11 protein-coding genes are annotated in these 14,299 nt (G+C 70.3%); 4 read left to right on the top strand and 7 right to left on the bottom strand.

Going from position 1 to position 14,299, the window contains the following annotated elements; all coding sequences use genetic code 11:
- Nucleotides 1-196: 196 nt before the first annotated feature.
- The 6 genes from KTR66_RS24715 to KTR66_RS03985 form a co-directional block, all read right to left on the bottom strand.
- Nucleotides 197-2,188: an ABC transporter ATP-binding protein gene (locus KTR66_RS24715; protein WP_249731835.1), complete on the bottom strand. Its 1,992-nt coding sequence runs from the start codon at nt 2,186-2,188 to the stop codon at nt 197-199.
- The gene (locus KTR66_RS03965; protein WP_213610688.1) at nt 2,185-3,006 is read right to left on the bottom strand and encodes an ABC transporter permease; all 822 of its coding nucleotides are present in this window, start codon (nt 3,004-3,006) and stop codon (nt 2,185-2,187) included. The genes KTR66_RS24715 and KTR66_RS03965 overlap by 4 nt, the downstream gene beginning before the upstream one ends.
- The gene (locus KTR66_RS03970; RefSeq protein WP_213610690.1) at nt 3,003-3,962 is read right to left on the bottom strand and encodes an ABC transporter permease; all 960 of its coding nucleotides are present in this window, start codon (nt 3,960-3,962) and stop codon (nt 3,003-3,005) included. Before KTR66_RS03970 ends, KTR66_RS03965 begins: the two co-directional genes overlap by 4 nt.
- Nucleotides 3,962-5,476: an ABC transporter substrate-binding protein gene (locus tag KTR66_RS03975; protein WP_213610692.1), complete on the bottom strand. Its 1,515-nt coding sequence runs from the start codon at nt 5,474-5,476 to the stop codon at nt 3,962-3,964. Before KTR66_RS03975 ends, KTR66_RS03970 begins: the two co-directional genes overlap by 1 nt.
- An 18-nt stretch (nt 5,477-5,494) precedes the next feature.
- Nucleotides 5,495-6,154 carry a DUF1028 domain-containing protein gene (locus KTR66_RS03980; protein WP_213610694.1) on the bottom strand — a complete coding sequence of 220 codons (660 nt, stop codon included), beginning with the start codon at nt 6,152-6,154 and terminating at the stop codon, nt 5,495-5,497.
- Between the two features lie 103 nt (nt 6,155-6,257).
- Nucleotides 6,258-7,556 (bottom strand): M28 family metallopeptidase, encoded by a 1,299-nt coding sequence (locus KTR66_RS03985; protein ID WP_213610696.1) that lies wholly within the window; start codon nt 7,554-7,556, stop codon nt 6,258-6,260.
- Between the two features lie 88 nt (nt 7,557-7,644).
- Between KTR66_RS03985 and KTR66_RS03990 the strand changes: the two genes are divergently transcribed.
- On the top strand, nt 7,645-8,805 hold the full coding sequence (locus KTR66_RS03990) for a M20/M25/M40 family metallo-hydrolase (RefSeq protein WP_213610698.1): 1,161 nt from the start codon (nt 7,645-7,647) through the stop codon (nt 8,803-8,805).
- A 14-nt stretch (nt 8,806-8,819) separates the two neighbouring features.
- Entirely contained in the window at nt 8,820-9,452 is a 633-nt protein-coding gene (locus KTR66_RS03995) for a uracil-DNA glycosylase family protein (protein WP_213610700.1), read from the top strand.
- Here the strand turns inward: KTR66_RS03995 and KTR66_RS04000 are convergent.
- Nucleotides 9,415-10,197 carry an IclR family transcriptional regulator gene (locus KTR66_RS04000; protein WP_213610702.1) on the bottom strand — a complete coding sequence of 261 codons (783 nt, stop codon included), beginning with the start codon at nt 10,195-10,197 and terminating at the stop codon, nt 9,415-9,417. The two genes, KTR66_RS03995 and KTR66_RS04000, sit on opposite strands and share 38 nt — an antisense overlap.
- Before the next feature lie 434 nt (nt 10,198-10,631).
- On the opposite strand from KTR66_RS04000, the gene KTR66_RS04005 reads away from it, so the two are divergent.
- The gene (locus KTR66_RS04005; RefSeq protein WP_213610704.1) at nt 10,632-12,731 is read left to right on the top strand and encodes a hydantoinase/oxoprolinase family protein; all 2,100 of its coding nucleotides are present in this window, start codon (nt 10,632-10,634) and stop codon (nt 12,729-12,731) included.
- Nucleotides 12,728-14,269 (top strand): hydantoinase B/oxoprolinase family protein, encoded by a 1,542-nt coding sequence (locus KTR66_RS04010; RefSeq protein ID WP_213610707.1) that lies wholly within the window; start codon nt 12,728-12,730, stop codon nt 14,267-14,269. Before KTR66_RS04005 ends, KTR66_RS04010 begins: the two co-directional genes overlap by 4 nt.
- Nucleotides 14,270-14,299 lie beyond the last annotated feature (30 nt).

A 14,299-nucleotide genomic window follows, 5' to 3' on the forward strand; every position in this document is an offset into this window, starting at 1 on the left:
ACAAACTCTCGACGATGGTCCAGCACTGATAACGCCTTCCAGGGCATCGCCTCTCTCCCGAGAAACCACGCCCAAAAGCGTCAACCATCTCTCCGAACATCCGTCAGGGATGTGTCCGGTCTGAACAAGGCCCCAGACCCCTTCAATAAGATGGGGTCCGGGGTCCGTGACCCCGGCCGCCGGAGGCCCTTTTTTCTTACCCCAATGCCGCCGGCATCGCGGCCAATTCGTCTTCCGGCAAATGACACGCGATCCGATGCGCCTCGCCGAAGACGCGCACCGGCGGCGCCTCCGTGTCGCAGAGGCTGCCGATATGGCGCGGGCAGCGGTGGGCGAAGCGGCAGCCCATGCTCCCCTGCCCGCTCTGCACATCGCCCTTGAGGCGGATGCGGGCCTCCGCGCGGCCTTCGGCGCCGACCACGGGGACGGCGGAGAGCAGCGCCTCGGTGTAGGGGTGATAGGGCGGCGCCAGGACTTCGGCCGCGCGGCCTTCCTCGACAATGGCGCCGCGATACATGACGGCGATGCGGTCGGCGATGTGGGCCACCACGCCGATATCGTGCGAGATGAAGAGATAGGCGACGCCGAGCTCGTCGCGCAGGTCGGTGAGAAGGTTCAGCACCGCGGCCTGGACGGAGACATCGAGGGCCGAGACCGCCTCGTCGCAGACCAGGAAATCCGGGCGGCTGGCGAGCGCGCGGGCGATGCCGATGCGCTGCTTCTCGCCGCCCGACATCTGGTGCGGGTAGCGGCTGCGATAGCTGGGCGGCAGACGCACCAGGTCGAGCAGGCGTTCGACCTCGCGCGTGGCGGCGGCGCCGTCCGCGATGCCGAAGCGGATGAGCGGGCGGCGCAGCGCCTCATCCACCGTCTGGCGCGGGTTGAGCGAGCTGTCGGGGTTCTGGAAGACGATCTGCGCCCGCCTGCGGAATTCGGTGGAGGCGTCTGGCGGGATGGATTGCCCATCGAAGCGGATGGCGCCGCTATCGGCGGCGATGAGGCGCAGCACGAGGCGGCCGAGCGTGGATTTGCCGCAGCCGGATTCACCGACCAGGCCCAGCACCTCGCCACGGCCGATGGTGAGCGAAACGCCGTCCACGGCGCGGGTGCCGGCGCGCTTCTTGAAGAGGCCGCCGCCGCCGAAGCTGCGGGCCAGGCCTTCGGCTTGGAGAAGGGGCGTCGGCGTGGGGCGTGTTGCGGCCTCGGGTGCCTCCGGGATGGGCCAGGGCTGGCCGGCGATGTCGAGGATGCGGTGGCAGCGGGCGCGTCGCGTTTCGCCGAGCAGGAGTTGCGGCTGGTCGCAGCCCGCGGCGGCGAAGGGGCAGCGGGGCTGGAAATTGCAGCCTGGCATGGGCTGCGTGAGGTCCGGCAGGCCGCCCGGGATGGGGGCCAGGCGCGCCATGCGGCCGCGATCCACGCGCGGAAGCGCAGCCAGCAGGCCGCGCGTGTAGGGGTGGCTGGGGGTGGCCAGAACCTCGGCGCAGGGCCCCTGCTCCACCACGCGGCCGGCGTAGAGGACGGTGAGTTCGTCGCAGAGACGGTCCACGATGCCGAGATTGTGGCTGACCAGCAGCATGGAGACGCCGCGCTCGCGCCGCAGCTTTTCCAGGAGGTCGAGGATCTGGGCCTCGACCGTCACGTCCAGCGCGGTGGTGGGCTCGTCGAGCAGGAGCAGTTCGGGCTCGCAGGCGAGCGCGGTTGCGATGATGGCGCGCTGCTTCATGCCGCCGGAGAGCTGGTGCGGATAGGCATGCGCGATCTCGGCCGGGCGGGGGATGCCCATCTCGCCCAGCAGCGTGATGGCGCGGGCGAGTGCGGCCTCGCGCGAGAGGCCCTGGTGCTGGACCAGCGGCTCCGCCACCTGGAAGCCGATGGTGAGGGAGGGGTTCAGCGCGGCCGCCGGGTCCTGGAAGACGACGCCGATGCGCCGGCCGCGCAATGCCTCGGCGGCGGCGCGCAGATCGGCGCCGTCGAAGGTGAGCGCCGCCGTCTCCAGCGTGGCGCCCTGGCCGAGCAGGCCGAGGATGGCGAGCACCACGGAGGATTTGCCCGAGCCGCTTTCGCCGACGAGGCCCATGGCCCCGCCGCGCCGAATGGCGAAGGAGACATCCTGCAGCGCATGCACCGGGCCGCGCTGCGTGGCGTAGCGGAGCGAGAGGCGCTGGATGTCGAGAAGGGGCGCGCTCAATGTCCGCGTCCTCTCAGGCGCGGATCGAGCAGGTCCCGCAGCCCCTCGCCCACGATGTTCACCGCGATGAGCAGCACGCAGAGGCAGAGGCCCGGCGCGAGGCCGATCCAGGGCGCCTCGCTGATGAAGGGGCGGCTTTCGGCGATCATCAGGCCCCATTCGCTGTCGGGCGGTTGCGGGCCGAGACCCAGGAAGCTGAGCGCCGAGCCCAGCAGGATGGCGAAGGTGATGCGCAGCGCGGTCTCCACGATCAGCGGCGGCCAGGCATTGGGCAGGATCTCGCGCACCAGGATGTGATATCCGCCCTCGCCGCGCGCGCGGGCGGCTTCCACGAAGTCCTCGGCCAGCAGGTCGAGCGCGACCGCGCGCGCCACGCGCGTCATGATCGGCACATAGACGAGGCCGACGGCGATGATGGTCTTGGCGAGGCCCGGCTCGGTGACGGCGAGGATGAGCAGGCCCAGCAGCACGGGCGGGATGGAGATCATCAGGTCCACCCCGCGCATGATGACCTCCTCCGTCCAGCCGCGGCGGAAGGCGGCGATGAGGCCGAGCGGCACGCCGATGGCGAGCGAGATGGCGGTGGCGCCGAAGCCCATCAGCAGCGAGTGATGCGCGCCGGCCAGCACGCGGGAGAAGACATCGCGGCCGAATTCATCCGTGCCGAACCAATGGGTGGTGGAAGGCGGTTGCAGGCGGGCACGGACGTTGAAGGCATCGGGCTCGAAGGGCGCGATCCAGGGGCCCGCGATGGCGAGGAGGATGATGGCGGTGACGATGACGCCACCGATCCACAAGGTGCGGGGAATGCGGTTCATCCGGCGCTGCCGCTCACCCGGATGCGGGGGTTCAGCACGGCGTAGAGGATGTCGGCCACCAGGTTGGCCAGCGCATAGATCGCGGTGATGACGATCATGCCGCCCATCATCAGCGGGATGTCCTGGTTGTCGATCGCGTAGATCAGCATGCGGCCAAGGCCGGGGAAGGCGAAGACGCTTTCAACGACGACGATGCCGCCGATCAGGATGCCGACATCCACGGCCAGCACGGTGATGGTGGGCAGCAGCGCATTGGGCAAAGCGTGGCGGCGCAGCACGATGCGCTCGGGCAGGCCCTTGGCGCGGGCAGCGAGCACGTACTTGCTCTCGATCGCCTCCAGCATGGAGGAGCGGGTGAGGCGCGAGACATGCGCGATGAGGCCCAGCACCAGCGTGGAGACCGGCAGGATCAGGTGCTTGGCCCAGCCGAGGAAGCCGCCATCGGCGAGCGGCGTGTAGCCGGTGGCGGGCAGCCAGCCGAGCCAGACGGCGAAGAAGATGATCACCAGGATGCACCAGAAGAATTCCGGCACCGCGATGAAGAAATACTGCGCGAGGGTCAGGCCGCGATCGGACCAGGAGCCGACATGGGTGGCGGAATGGATGCCCAGCGCGATGCCGATGATCGCCACCAGCACGATGCTGATGGAGGCGAGGATGGCCGAACGCCCCAGCGCCTCCAGGATCACCGGGCCGGCGGGGCGGTCCATGGTGAGCGACATGCCGAAATCGCCGCGCATCAGGCCGGTGAACCAGCGCCAGTATTGCTCATAGAGCGGCAGGTTGAGGCCCAGCCGCTCCTCCAGCTCAGCGATCGCCTGGTTGGTGGCGAATTCGCCGAGGATCATATGCGCGACGCTGCCCGGCAGGATATGGACGATGGCGAAGACCATCACCGTCATCGCCCAGAGGACGAAGAGGACCGAGACGAAGCGGCGCGCGAGAAACCCCAGCATCAGGAGGCGATGAAGCCCGCGCGGAGGTCGAACCAGCGCATCGGGTGCGTCTTCACGTCGCGCACCGAGGACCGGTAGGCGCAGGCGAATTTCTGCGCATAGGCGATGTAGCCCGGCGGGTTCTCCACCATGGCGCGCTGCATGGCGACGTAATGCGTCTTCTGCTGGTTGAGGTCGCCCGTCAGGCGGGCGGCTTCGAGGGCCGCATCCACGCGTGGCTCATTGTACATCCAGAGGCGCTCATTCTGGCTGCCGCGGGAATGCAGGAAGGGGAAGGTGGAGGTGTCGATGGTGGGGCGCGCGAAATAGCCGTCGATATAGGCCGGCGCCTTGCCCGCGACCTCGGCCGAGTAGCGGGCGAAGGGCACGCGCTGGATGTCGAAGTCGAAGCCGGCAGGGCGCGCCATCTGCTGGAGCGTGACGCCCAGGCGCTCGCGCACCGGGCGGCCCACCGGGATCACCAGCGGCACGCGCAGGCCGTTGGGGTGCCCGGCCTCGCGCAGCAGGCGCCGGGCCGTCGCCACATCGGGGCGCGTGGGGAAGCCGATGTCGCTCGCGAAGAAAGGGTGGCTGGGGGCGATGGGGCTATGCGTGGGCGAGCCCTCGCCGAAGAGCACGGCCTCCGCCACATCGGCCTTGGCGACCGCGATGTTCAGCGCGCGGCGCACGCGCGGGTCGTTGAAGGGGGCGATGCTGTTGTTCAGGATCGCACCATCCCAGGAGGCGGTGGCCACACTCTCCACGCGCACATTGCGCGCATCGCGCAGCGCGCGGATGTTCTCGGGGCCGAGATCCCAGACCACGTCGAGATCGCCCGCCTGCAAGGCCGCGATGCGCACCGACATCTCGGGCAGGATGCGCATCTCCACGCCGTCCAAGCGCGGGCCGTTCTCCCAATAGTTGGGGTTGCGCGCATAGACCACGCGGTCACCGGGCGCATAGCTGCGGAAGACGAAGGGGCCGGTGCCGATGGGGTTGGTCGCGAGCTCGTCGAGCTTGTCGGCCGGGACGATCTTCACCTGGCGGTCGGAGAGGATGTCGGCGAAGCCGCCGTACGGATAGGAGAGGCGGAAGATGACCGTATAGGGATCAGGCGCTTCCATCGCCGCGATCATGTCGTAATTGCTGCGGCTCGCCGCCCCCGTCGCGGGGTCGAGGATGCGGCGATAGGTGACGATCACGTCATTGGCCGTCATCTCGCGGCCGTGGTGGAACTTCACGCCGCGGCGCAGCTTGAATTCCCAGGTCTTGAGGTCCTGCGAATAGGTCCAGGATTCCGCGAGCTCCGGCACCACTTCCTGCTCTTCCGTCATGCGCGTGAGGCCGTTGAAGACGAAGACGGAGTGCATGAACTCCTCGCCGATCGTTGTCTTGGCGGGGTCGAGCGCGCGGAGGTTGGCGCTCATCGCGATGCGCAGCGTGCCGCCGCCGGCCTGGGCGCCGCCCGGGCGCGGCAGGCTGACGGCGCTGACCAGCGCAGGAAGGGCCAGGGCAGAGCGGCGGGGGAACTGCATATCGGTCTCTCCTGAGGTTCAGATGACGCCGGGCGCGGCGTCGGGGTCCACGGCACGGGTGACGAATTCGCGCAGCGAAGGAATGTAGGCGTTCCACAGCGCGCGCAGCGCGGAGATGGCCTCAGGCGCGAGGTCCACACGGAGGTCCACCAGCGGGAAGATTTCCTTCTCGACAACGATCAGCGCGGCGGAGATGACGGGCTTGCCCTCGCCGCCCGCCGCCTCGCCCGCTTCCATGGCGCGCATCAGGCGCTCGGCCAGCTGTTCGTCGGCACTCTCGGTGAAGGCCTTGGCCATGGCGGCGGGCACGCGGTCGTTCGCCAGGATATTGCCCATGGCGATGCAGTCGGTGACGTGGACGGCGGCGCGGGCGGGCTTCACGGCGGCGCCGTCGAATTGCGCGGTGCGGCCCTGGGCATCCATGACGGCGAGCTGGCGCCATTTGTGGTGCGGCGTGCCGGCGACCAGGGCGGCCAGCGTCTCCTCCGCCGAGCAGCCGCTGCGCAGGAGTTCCAGGCCGCGCGGGCCGAGGCGCGGGTCGGTGCGGTGCTGCGTCAGCACGCCGCCAATGCCGGGTGCGACATGCGGCACGCGCGAACCCACCGCGATGCTGGAGGTGGTGACGGCGGCGCCGAACTGCCCGGTGCGGGCGCAGCGGCCGAGGAGCGAATAGGTCATGTGGGAAGGCTACTCCGCTTCAGGGGCATGTCAGGGGGGGGCGACCCCGATTGTCCAGGAAAAACGACAGGCGCTGCCCAAGGTGGCGGCAGATGCGCGCGGATCATGCGGTGAGCCGCTGCACGGTCGCCTGATCCATGCGCGGGACCGGAACGGTCTCGCTCGCGCAGCCGGCCAGGACCAGCATGGCGGCGATGCTGGCGGCGAGCTTGAGCTGATGCGGATGCACCTTGTCCGGCGTATCGGCGGGCGTCAGCAGGAAGCGCATGTTGGAGAGCGGGCGGTCGAAGCCTGCGCACAACCGCAGCGCGGGGATGCCGTGGCGGATGTAGTTGGCGTGATCCGAATTGCCCATGAAGGGCGCGCTGATGCCGATGGAAAGCCCCGCCGGCTTCAGCGCCGCGTGCAGGAATTCCGCCATGCCGGGCACGCCGCTGGTCAGTGCCGTGATGCCCTCGGCGCCGGCCAGCGAGTCGAGGTTCACGTTCAGCACGCGCCTGGCGCGCTCGGCGGGCGGCATCTGCGCGAGGTGCGCGGCGGAACCCAGCAGCGCCCATTCCTCGATGTTGAAGAGGCCCACCTGCACGCCGCGCTGCAAACCAGGCACCACGTCACGGATGGCCTCGGCCACCGTCAGCGCGCAGGCGAGGCCGCTGGCATTGTCGATGGCGGAGCAGGCCAGGTCATGCCCGTCGATATGAGCAGACAGCACCACCAACTCGTCGCTCTGGCCGGGGATGGTGGCGAGCAGGTTCTCCGCGCTGCGATCCTCGAAGATACCTTCCACGAACATGCGGATGCGCTGGCCGGATTGCGCCGCCAGCGCCGCGCCCGCCTCGAAGCTCAGCCCCGCGCAGGGAATGTTGCCGGGCGCGCCATTGCCCGCTGAGCCGGTCACCGGCAGCAGGCCGGGCTCGTGGCAGGCGATGAGGAAGCCCGCCGCCCCCGCATCCCGCGCGCATTCGTATTTCTTGCGGCGATGCACATGGCCGGTGCCCACCATGAATTCATGCCGCACCAGGATGATGGCACCGCGCACCGCCTCGCCGACGGCCAGGATCTGCTCGGGCGTGCCGCGGCCGAGATCGAGCAGCGGCGCCTCCAGCCCCTCGGGCGGCGTCGCGGGCGAGCGGCCCAGCGCCTCGGCCTTGTGGGTGATGCCCTGCGCGTCCGTGATGCGGGCGCCGATGCGGGTCCAGCCGCGATAGGGGATGGGCTCGCGCGTGACGGCGGCGCCGGTCACTTCGGCGAGGCGCGGGGCGAGCCATTCGACCGCCGCCTTCTCGCTCGCCGTGCCGGAAAAGCGGCCGCCCGTGGCGCAGATGGCGGCGAAGTCCGCGTTGATTCGGGGCGAGGCCCAGATGCGGCCCAGAACCTTCTCGATCACGCATGGCTGCAGCATCGGCCACCCTCTTCGTCTCAACCGGGGACAGGCTGACGCGCCACGCGGCATCGGTCTAGGGTTGACCGGACAAAAAGGAAGGCACCCCATGACCGATATCCATCGCCACGCCGCCGGCATGCAGGCGGCACTCCCCGAGATCCTCGCCATGGCCGAGCGCTGCGTGAACATCGACAGCGGCAGCTACATGGCGGGCGGGGTGAATGCGGTGATCGACATCTGGGCCGGCATGCTCTCGGGCATGGGGTTCAGCGTGGAGCGCACCCCCCTGCCCGGCTTCGGCGACCAGATGACGGCGCGGCTGGCCCTCGGCGGCAATGGGCCGCGCGTGCTGGTGCTGGGCCATGCGGATACGGTCTGGCCTGAAGGCATCGCCGCCATCTGGCCCTTCAAGCGGGAGGGCGACACGCTGACCGGCCCCGGCGTGGGCGACATGAAGACCAATGTGGTGATGGCGCTGCACGCCATCCGGATGCTGCTGGCGGAGAAGGCGCTGGGGCACCTGGCTTCCATCACCGTCTGCATCGTGCCGGATGAGGAGATCGGCAGCCCGGGCAGCCGCGCCTGGCTGGAGGCGGAATCGCGCAATGCCGATCTCTGCCTGACGCTGGAGCCCTGCCGGCCCAATGGCGGCATGGTGGTGGGGCGCGGCGCGGTGGGCGCCTTCTACCTGAACGCGACGGGCATCACGGCGCATGTGGGCTCGGCGCGGGAGAAGGGCGCCTCGGCGCTGGCCGCACTCGCCGCGCTGGTCGAGCCGCTGGAGGCGCTGGGCGACCCGGCCAATGGCCTCTGCGCCACCGTCGGCATCCTGCGCGGCGGCGATGCGCGGCAGGTGGTGCCGGGCTCGGCCGAGATGCATGTGGACCTGCGCGCGCCGGATGATGCGGCGGGCGAGAAGCTGCTGGCCGAGGTGCGCGCCATCGCCGCCCGCCCGCCGCGGGATTCGCGCGTCACCATCACCGCGCGCGGCGGCTTCACGCGGCCCGCCTTCCCGACGCATGAGGGCACGCGCGTGCTCTATGCCAAGGCGGAGGAATTCTGCCGCGCGCTGGAGATCCCGGTGCACCAGGTGGTTTCGCGCGGGGGCTCGGATGGCAGTTTCTCGGCGCGCCTCGGCGTGCCGACGATCGATGGCCTCGGCCCCATCACGCATGAGACCTGCAGCCGGCGCGAATGGGTGGAGGTGCCCTCCATCATCACGCGGGGCGCAGTGCTGGCGGGGCTGATGGCCTCGGCGGGGCGCTGACGCATGCCGGGCGGATGAGGCAGCGCCTCGGCGAAGCCGCCTCGCCGCCTCCTGCGCCGGCTGATCCGCTCGGCCGGCTCGTCGCCGAGATCGGGGCCTGCCGGGCCTGTGCCGCGCATCTGCCGGCGGGCTGCCGGCCGGTGGTGCGGCTGGGCTCGGATGCCTCGATCCTGGTGATCGGCCAGGCGCCGGGCACACGGGTGCATGCGAGCGGCACGCCATGGGATGATGCGAGCGGCCTGCGCCTGCGCGACTGGATGGGGCTGCCGCCGGAGGTGTTCTACGACACGGCGCGCATCGCCATCATGCCCATGGGCTTCTGCTATCCGGGCACGGGGGCGAGCGGGGACCTGCCACCGCGCCCCGAATGCGCGCCGCTCTGGCACGAGCGGGCGCTGGCGCTGCTGCCGCGGCGGCGGCTCACGCTGCTTGTCGGCAGCTATGCGCAGAAGCGCTATCTGCCGGGGGCGCGGCGGCGGAGTGTGACGGAGATGGTCAGGGACCACGCGGCGCATGGGCCGGGCCTCTTCCCCCTGCCCCACCCCTCCTGGCGCTGCAATGGCTGGATGCGGCGCAACCCTTGGTTCGGGGCCGAGGTCCTGCCAGCGCTCAAGGCGCGGGTGGCGGCGGCGCTTCGGGCGGGCTGATGCGGATGAGTTCGGGCGGCTGCATGCCGTCCGGGAAGGGCGCACCCAACGTCGCGCAAAGGCCGCGCGCCGCGGCGGCAAGCTGCGCCGACAGCGCGTCGAGATTCGCCGTCGAGAGGCGCATGATGGGGCCGCTGATGTTCATCGCGCCGCAGAGCTGGGCGGGCGGGCCCCAGATGGCGGTGGAGAGCGAGGCGGTCTGCGGATCGGCGAGGCCTGCCGAGAAGAAGACCGTCTGGCGCCGCCGCGCTGCATCGGCCGCCGCGTCGCCATGCAGCAGCGTATGGCTGATCGAGGTGCGGTCGAGCGGCTTCAGATTCGGCATGACATGCGCGATGCGCACGATCTGCGGGCTTTCGACGCGGAACAGGGTGAGGCGGTTCTCCCCCTCGCGCACCTGGAAGGTCACCGTCTCGCCGGTCAGGGCGGCCAGGTCGCGCAGGACGGGCATCACATGATCTTCCAGGCGGAACTGGGCGCGATAGGCCTCGCCCAGCTGCAGCAGGCGGGCGCCAAGCTGGTAGCGCCCATCGGCGAGGCGGACGATGTAGCCGCGGCGTTCCAGCGAGACGAGGTTGCGCAGCACGGTGGGCTTGGCGAGGCCGGTGGCGCGAGCGAGCTCGGAGAGGCCGCGGGTGGTGGTGGCCCCCAGAAACGCATCCAGGATGGAGAGACTGCGCTCGACGGCGACGATGCCGCCGGAGCGGGGCTCAGGCCTTCCGGAGGATTCGTTGCGTGGTTTCATTACCTCCCATGTCATGTTTTTTTCCCGGCAGGTCAATGCCGCCGCGCTGGTCATCCGCACCACTTTGCCCATCATGGGAGGCCTGGGATGACCGAATTGACAGGCGATGGGCTGCGTTTCACCATGCGTACCGGCGGTTCATTTTTTGCAGGAACACTATATGCCGTTCGGAATAGTCAAGGATTCACGCCCATATGGAGCAGGCGGCCTGCTCGCGATCCGGCACAGTGATTCGAGGCCGTGGCAGCAATTTCCGCTGACTGATCCGGACAAATCTGCCATTCTCGCCGCCGCAATGCCCGGCAGATGACAGCGCGGTTGGATACCGCCGAGCCGAGACGATCAGGGGCCATACTTTCCCAAGGTCCGGAATGATGGTCCGCTGGAAAGACCGAGCCCTTCCCTCTCTGTGAGCCTGACGGAACCCGTTCCACGTGACTGTCCCTGGCATCTCCCTTGGCATCGATATCGGTGGAACCTTCACCGACCTCGTCCTGCATGACCCCGCGCTCAGCCGGTCGGGCAGCCTGAAGATCCTCACCACCCATTCCGACCCGGTCCAGGGCATCCTGGAGGGCACGCGCCGGCTGCTGGGCGAGGCGAGCGTGGACGCGGGCGAGATCACCCGCGTGGTGCATGCGACGACGCTTTTCACCAATGCGCTGATCGAACGGAAGGGCGCGCTCACCGCGCTGATCACGACGGCGGGCTTCCGCGACATCCTCAAGATCGGGCGCGAGCGCCGCTACGAGCTGTTCGACCTTTCGCTGCGTCCGCCCGCGCCGCTGATGCCCGATGCGCTGCGCCTCGAAGTTCCCGAGCGCGTGAAGGCGGATGGCACGGTGGCGACGCCGCTGGACCTCGCCGCACTCGACGCGGCGGCGGATGCGGCCGTGGCGGCGGGTGCCGAGGCGATCGCGATCCTCTTCCTCCACAGCGACCTGCACCCGGCCCATGAGGAGGCCGCCGCACGGCGCATCCAGGCGCGCCACCCGGGCATCGCCGTCACCGCCTCCCACGCCATCGTGCGCGAGGTTCGCGAATATGAGCGCGGCTGCACCGCGAGCGCCAACGCCTATGTGGCGCCGATGGCAGGGCGCTACCTCGCGCGGCTGGGCGGGGAACTGGCCGCGCTCGGCATCGCCGCGCCGCTGCTGCTGACGCTGTCCAATGGCGGGATGACGCATCTCGAGGAGGCGGTGCGCGCCCCCGTCCAACTGCTGGAATCCGGCCCCGCGGCGGGCGCGCTCGCCGCCGCCTATCTGGCCGGCGGGCAGGAGCCGCGCATCCTCGCCTTCGACATGGGCGGCACCACGGCCAAGCTCAGTGTCGTCGAGCACGGCGAGCCGGAGGTGGTCTTCGGCTTCGAGGCGGCCCGCCAGGCGCGCTTCATCGAGGGCAGCGGATTGCCCATCCGCATCTCGACCGTGGATCTGATGGAGATCGGCGCGGGTGGCGGCAGCATCGCGCGGCGCGATGCGATCGGCCTGCTGAAGGTAGGGCCGGACAGCGCGGGCTCGGAGCCCGGGCCCGCCTGCTACGGGCGCGGCGGGACTGAGGCGACCGTCACCGACGCCAATCTTCTGCTGGGCTATCTCGACCCGACCCGCTTCGCCGGCGGGCGTCTGCCGCTGGATCGCGACGCGGCCGAGGCGGCCATGGCGCGGCTCGCGGCCACGCTCGGCATCACGCCCGAGGCGGCGGCATGGGGCATCCATGACGTGGTGACGGAGGCGATGGCGAGTGCCGCGCGCACCCATCTGGCCGAGCGCGGGCGCGATGCGTCCGGCTTCACGCTGGTCTGCACCGGCGGCGGCGGGCCGGTGCATGGCTATCACCTGGCGCGCAAGCTCGGCATCCGGCGCGTCATCGTGCCGCCTGAGGCGGGTGTGGCCTCGGCCCTCGGGCTGCTGACGGCGCCGCCACGGGTGGACCGGGTGGCAACGCTGGGGCGGCGCCTGCTGGCCTGGCGCGCCGCCGAGCTGGAGGCCGCCTTCGCCGCGCTCGAAGCCGATGCGCGGGGCGTGCTGGCGCGCGGCGCCATGGACCATAAGAGCTGGGCCGAGGATGCGCCGGCACCGGAGCGCGTGGTGGATGCGCGCTGCGTGGGCCAGGGGGCGCATATGCCCGTGACCCTGCCGCCCGCGCCCTGGCCGAGCGACGACGCGGCGCTGCATGCGATGGTCACCGCGGCTTTCACCGCCGCCTATCAGGAGCGCTTCCGCCGCCCGCCCCCCGCCGTGCCGATCGACCTCGTCCACGCGCGGATCGTGCTGCGAGGTGCGGCGCGGCCGCTGCCCCTGCCGCCGGCGCGGCGCGGCTGGGAGGGACCGGCCAAGACGCATCAGCGGCGGATCATCTCCGGCGGTGCTGGCGCCATGGCCGACATCTATTCCCGCCCCGGCCTCGCGCCCGGCTTTTCGGCCTGCGGACCCGCGCTGGTGGAGGAGAGCGGCTCCACCCTCGTCGTCGGCGACAAGGGGCGGCTCAGCGTGCTGGAAACCGGCAACATCCTGGTGGAGATCCGCGCATGAGCAAGCTCGATCCCGTCAAGCTCGAGCTGGTCTGGACGCGGCTGATCTCGGCGGTGGATGAGGCGGCCAAGGCGATCGTCCGCACCTCCTTCTCGACGCTGTCGAACGAGGCGAATGACTTCGCCTGCGTGTTGACCGATGGGCAGGCGCGCTCGCTCGCGCAGAACACCGGCTCGATCCCGAGCTTCATCGGCACGCTGCCCAATACGGTGCGCGCCATTCGTGAAGCGATCCCCGAAAGCGAGATGCGGCCGGGCGACATCTACGTCACGAACAATCCCTGGATCGGCACGGGCCATCTGAACGATGTCTGCCTGGTGCGGCCGATCTTCCATGGCGGACGCATCGTGGCCTATGGCGCGACGACGAGCCATGTGCCCGATATCGGCGGGCGGCTGCGCAGCACCGAGGCGCGCGAGCTGTTCGAGGAAGGCTTCCACATCCCGCCCATGCTGCTGCTGCGCGACGGCGTGGCCGATGCCACGCTGATCAAGCTGCTGCGCACCAATATCCGCACGCCTGACCAGACGGAGGGCGACATCTGGGCGCAGGCCTCCGCCGTCACGCTGATCGGCGACCGTGTGGTGCAGACGCTCTCGGATCATGGGCTGGCGGATCTGACGGCGGTCGCCACCGAGATCTTCGACCGCTCGGAGGCCGCGATGACCGAGCGTCTGCGCGCCCTGCCGGAGGGAAGCTGGAGCGCGGCGTTCGAGACGGACGGGATGGACCAGCCCTTCCATCTGGAAGTGCGGGTGACGCTGAAGGATGGCGCGCTGCTGGCGGATTTCAGCGGCAGCAGCCCGCAGCAGCCGCGCTCGGTGAATTGCCCCTTCACCTATACGCGCGCCATGACCTGGTTCGTGCTGAAGGCGATGCTGCTGCCCGAACTGCCAAGCAATGAGGGCATCTTCCGCCCGATCCGGATCAGCGTGCCGGAGGGCTGCATCCTGAACCCGCGCGAGCCCGCGCCGGTGGGCGGGCGCGCGGCGACGGGCCATTACGTGCCGGTGCTGATGTTCCAGGCGCTCGCCGAGGCGATCCCGGACAAGGTGCGCGCCGCCCCCGGCAGCCCGCTCTGGATGATGAGCCTCGCGGGCCGCGACCAGGCGGGGCAGCCCTATGCGGGCACGCTCTTCTTCAATGGCGGGACCGGCGCGGGGGCGGCGCAGGATGGCTGCGATTCCATCTCCTGGCCGTCGAACATCTCGGCGACCCCCGTGGAAGTCGCCGAACGCACGGCGCCGGTGATGATCCATCGCAAGGTGCAGCGTGCGGGCTCGGGCGGCGCTGGCCGCCACATGGGCGGGCTGGGGCACGAGACCGAGATCGAGTGCGAGACGGATGGCATGGCCGCCGTCTTCGTCACCGAGCGCATCAAATACCCCGCCCCCGGGCTGTTCGGCGGCGGCCCGGGCGCGCGGGGCGAGGTGCTGATGGACGGCAAGCCCGTGAACACGCGGGTGCAGCAGGTGCTGAACCGGGGCACGCGCGTGACGGTGCGGACGCCGGGCGGCGGGGGCTACGGCACGGGCTGAACGCCTGAAGATTGTGAACCTGAACGCGGC

Source organism: Roseococcus sp. SDR, from assembly GCF_019083995.1.
Lineage (GTDB): Bacteria > Pseudomonadota > Alphaproteobacteria > Acetobacterales > Acetobacteraceae > Roseococcus.